The organism is Bartonella sp. MR168JLCBS, from assembly GCF_042194175.1.
The window spans coordinates 305,177-309,582 of record NZ_JBHIMP010000001.1 but is presented as its reverse complement, the minus strand read 5'-3'; the positions used below and the strand labels follow the sequence as shown (position 1 = coordinate 309,582).

4 protein-coding genes are annotated in these 4,406 nt (G+C 37.9%); all 4 read left to right on the top strand.

The features are described from left to right. The first annotated feature begins 312 nt into the window (after positions 1-312). Genes ACFIK8_RS01205 through ACFIK8_RS01190 form a run of 4 tightly spaced genes read left to right on the top strand, consistent with a single transcriptional unit; the run spans position 313 to position 4,174 of the window. Positions 313-624 (top strand): conjugal transfer protein, encoded by a 312-nt coding sequence (locus ACFIK8_RS01205; RefSeq protein ID WP_375635476.1) that lies wholly within the window; start codon positions 313-315, stop codon positions 622-624. Between the two features lie 12 nt (positions 625-636). Beyond that, positions 637-945 carry a type IV secretion system protein VirB3 gene (locus tag ACFIK8_RS01200; RefSeq protein WP_015857019.1) on the top strand — a complete coding sequence of 103 codons (309 nt, stop codon included), beginning with the start codon at positions 637-639 and terminating at the stop codon, positions 943-945. 2 nt (positions 946-947) lie between these two features. Then, positions 948-3,419 carry a VirB4 family type IV secretion/conjugal transfer ATPase gene (locus tag ACFIK8_RS01195; RefSeq protein ID WP_375635475.1) on the top strand — a complete coding sequence of 824 codons (2,472 nt, stop codon included), beginning with the start codon at positions 948-950 and terminating at the stop codon, positions 3,417-3,419. After that, entirely contained in the window at positions 3,416-4,174 is a 759-nt protein-coding gene (locus ACFIK8_RS01190) for a type IV secretion system protein (protein WP_375635474.1), read from the top strand. The genes ACFIK8_RS01195 and ACFIK8_RS01190 overlap by 4 nt, the downstream gene beginning before the upstream one ends. Positions 4,175-4,406 lie beyond the last annotated feature (232 nt).

Below are 4,406 nucleotides of genomic sequence, written 5' to 3'. Positions count from 1 at the left end.
ACGGTGGGCAATCGGTGTTGTCATCGCAGGTTCTGCAACCCAACTTGTTACTCTGCTATTTAAAACAGCGTAATAATAGCATTAATTACAAACAATACAACACGATACGTTTATACGATAGACAATCAGTATTATTATCGTGCCCTCTACAACCAAACTTACTTCAATACTATTGAAAGGTAATTCATGAATCAGTATAATACGTAATGTTTTCAATATCCATCGATTATAGGTGTGTACCAGTAATAATGTAGCCATACTGAAAAAAGGAATATTATTTATAGCAATTTTAATTAAAAGGGGATAAAGGATATGAAACAATCAAACACGTTTCAAGCGAAGACGTACAACAGGATTAATGTTATTATTATCACTTCAATGATGTTATTAATAACGCAATCTGCATATGCTCAGACGGAAACTGAGAGCTTGGATGCCTTCATAGGAATGCAATATGGATTAAGTATACTTATTCCTATCGTCGCCATCATTATTCTTTTATTACTTTTGCTTATTTATATATTTCGCATCATCGCAAGAGCTACATTTATACGATGGGCCTTCAGTGTCATTATTGCTGGTGCAGCCTTTTATATTAGCCACATATTATTTCACCTCTACTGACAAGAGCACTCTATGAAATCACAAGAACAAAAAGAATTCCCCCTATTCAAAGGAGCAACACGTGTTCCAACTATATGGGGTGTCCCCATGATGCCATTTATCGTTATGGTTATGGGGGTCGCTGTTATTGCTATGACAGTAAGTATCTTTTTGTGGATTATAGCACCTCCATTATGGTTCATTATGGTGCAAATTACTAAAAACGATGATAAGGCGTTTCGTATCTGGTGGTTATGGATCGATACTAAATTTCGCAATCGCAACAAAGGTTTTTGGGGCGCATCAAGTTATAGTCCCTCTGATTATAGTAAAAGGAGATAAACATGACAGCTGTTGAAAGTAGCAAACGCCTTGCATCAGAGACACCTGTAAGCCTGTTTCTGCCTTATTCACATCATATTACAGATACGATTATCTCTACTAAAAATGCGGAATATTTATCGATTTGGAAGATTGACGGGCGTTCACATCAAAGCGCTTCAGAAGAAGATATTTTTCAATGGACAAAAGAGCTTAATAATACTCTACGGGGTATTGCATCAGCCAATTTATCATTTTGGACACATATCGTGCGTCGCCGTGTTTATGAATATCCTGATTCAACATTTGATCAAATGTTTTGCTATCAACTTGATGAAAAATATCGGCAAAGCTTTACTGGTTATAATTTGATGGTCAATGATTTATATCTGACTGTCATTTTTCAACCGATAGCGGATAAAATTATGTCGTTCTTTTCTCAACATGAACGTGAAACGCTTGATCAAAAAAAGATGCGACAAGACTCATGTATCAAAGAACTCAATGACATCAATCGTACTTTAGGCCAATCTTTAAACCGTTACGGTGCAGAACTTCTTGGTGCTTATGAAAAAAATGGGCATGCTTATTCTTCTGCACTTGAGTTCCTTGGAATGCTTGTCAATGGTGAATATCGCCCCATGCCAATTTGCCATGACCGTTTTTCTGACTATATGTCTATCAATCGGCCTTTTTTCTCAAAATGGGGTGCTCTTGGTGAATTGCGAACAACCAGTGGAATGCGTCGATTTGGAATGCTGGAAATTAAAGAATATGATGCAACAACCAAACCAGGACAATTAAATGTTTTGTTGGAAAGTGACTTCGAGTTCGTATTGACGCAGAGCTTTTCGGTGCTCTCCCGACATGCTGCTAAAGACTATTTACAACGGCATCAGCGTAACCTTATTGATGCACGAGATGTGGCAACGAGCCAAATTGAACAAATTGACGAAGCACTAAACCAGCTTATTAGCGGGCATTTTGTCATGGGAGAACATCACTGCACATTGACTATCTATGGTGATACAATTCAACAAGTTCGCGACCATATGGCTAAAGCAAGTGCAGCATTACTAGACGTTGCGGTACTGCCCAAACCTGTAGACTTAGCGATAGAGGCTGGCTATTGGGCACAACTTCCTGGCAATTGGAAATGGAGACCACGTCCTGCTCCGATTACATCATTGAACTTTTTGTCATTTTCATCTTTTCATAATTTTATGTCAGGAAAACCCACTGGCAACCCGTGGGGTCCAGCCGTCACAATTCTTAAAACAACCAGTAAAACACCGCTTTATTTCAACTTTCATGCCTCCAAACTTGAAGAGGACTCAACAGATAAACGTTTGCTCGGTAATACCGCACTTATCGGACAATCTGGTTCCGGTAAAACCGTGTTACTCGGCTTTTTGGTAGCACAAGCACAAAAATTTAAGCCGACAACGGTTGTTTTTGATAAAGATCGTGGTATGGAAATTGCCATTCGAGCGATGGGTGGAAAATATTTAACATTCAAGCCAGGCAAGAAAAGTGGTTTCAATCCTTTCCAACTCCCACCCACACAAGAAAATCTGATTTTTCTGAAACAATTTGTTAAAAAATTGGCAGAAGCTGGTGGTGAGGTCACGCATCACGACGAGGAAGAAATTAACAAAGCGGTTATGTCTGTTATGAGCAGTAACATTGACCAATCACTCCGTCGTTTGTCCTTTCTGATACAATTTTTACCAAATCCACGTTTAAGTGATTATAATGCTCACCCATCTGTTCATGCTCGCTTACTAAAATGGTGTGAAGGTGGTGATTATGGATGGTTATTTGATAATCCCCATGATGCTCTTGATCTCTCAACACATCAAATTTACGGATTTGATATCACGGAATTTTTAGATAATTTTGAAACTCGCACCCCAGTGATGATGTATTTGCTTTACCGCACCGAAGGCATGATTAGCGGACAGCGATTTATGTATATCTTTGATGAGTTTTGGAAGCCTTTGCAAGATCCGTACTTTGAAGATTTGGCGAAAAATAAGCAAAAGACTATCCGTAAACAAAATGGTATTTTTGTTTACGCAACACAAGAGCCTGGCGATGCCTTGGAAAGTAATATTGCCAAAACACTCATTCAACAGTGTGCGACTTACATTTTTCTAGCCAACCCCAAGGCAAACTATGAAGATTATACAAAAGGCTTTAAACTAACAGATACAGAATTTGAACTCGTTAAAGGACTTGGTGAGTTTAGTCGCCAATTCCTCATTAAGCAGGGTGATCAATCTGCGCTTGCAGAACTGAATCTTGGTAAATTCCATCTGACAAGCGGTGGAAAAACCATCGAACACGACTTTAGTGACGAGCTCTTGGTGTTATCAGGTACACCAGATAACGCAGAATTAGCCGAAAGCATTATCGCGGAAGTTGGTGATGATCCGGCAATATGGTTACCAATTTTCTTACAGCACGCAAAAAATGACAGGAGGGAAACATGAAAAAAAAGCTCATTCCAATAGTAGTTGTAATAACTTTAGGGATTTCAGACCCAGCCATGGCTTGGACTTTTGGCGCTGGAGCGGCAGATTTGTCAGCAACAGTTCCAACGACGTGGCCCAATTTTTTTGGAAAGTCACGTGAAACAACGCCTAAAGAACCTCCACAACAAAAGGAAGCGCCAGCTGACCCACTTCTCGAAACACTAAAAAAACAACTTGAGGAAGTAAAAAAGATACAGGAGTCTATAACGGGAAACCAAAAGTTCGACACTAAAAAACTTAAAAATGCACAAACAGATCACAGCAGTTTTTTCCTCAAAAATCCGGAGACGCTCTACAATAGAAATAAATCTTCTGCTCTAACTACATCACTTAAAAATATTTTAAAAGAAGAAGAAATTCCTATCTCTGTCCATGAATCTAGCAGTTTTATCAACAAGCGTAGCCAATATGCAGCCATCACTGATAAAGCCGTAAGTCTAAAGACTTTTGAAGAAGCAAATAATCGTTTTCAGCAAATTGAAGAACTATTAAACGAAATCAAGACAACAAAAGATCTAAAAAGTATTGCTGAGTTACAAGCACATATAATTGGAATGCTCGCTATGCTACAAAATGAAACAGCAAAACTACAAATGGTCACACATTTACGCAATGCTGAATATACACTTATCAAACAGCAGAAGGACAAACATAACATAAAAATTTTGAATAGTAAAAACACGAAAATGCCTACCATAAAATTTATTAGATAAGGCTTTTTATAACAATATTTCGTGTATTATTTTTCCTATATGCTCGTAAAAAGCAAAGGTTAGTGCGTGATATTCAGTTCTCTCTCATAGACTGAAAAGATCTACGAAATTTAATTCTATCCTAAAAAACTCAACGAAAAATGCTTAAAAATCATATAAAAAGTTGAAAATTCGTTAAAGAGGAATTCCATGAACTTTACAGTGTTCACGCAACTTTTCAATAAAATTGATC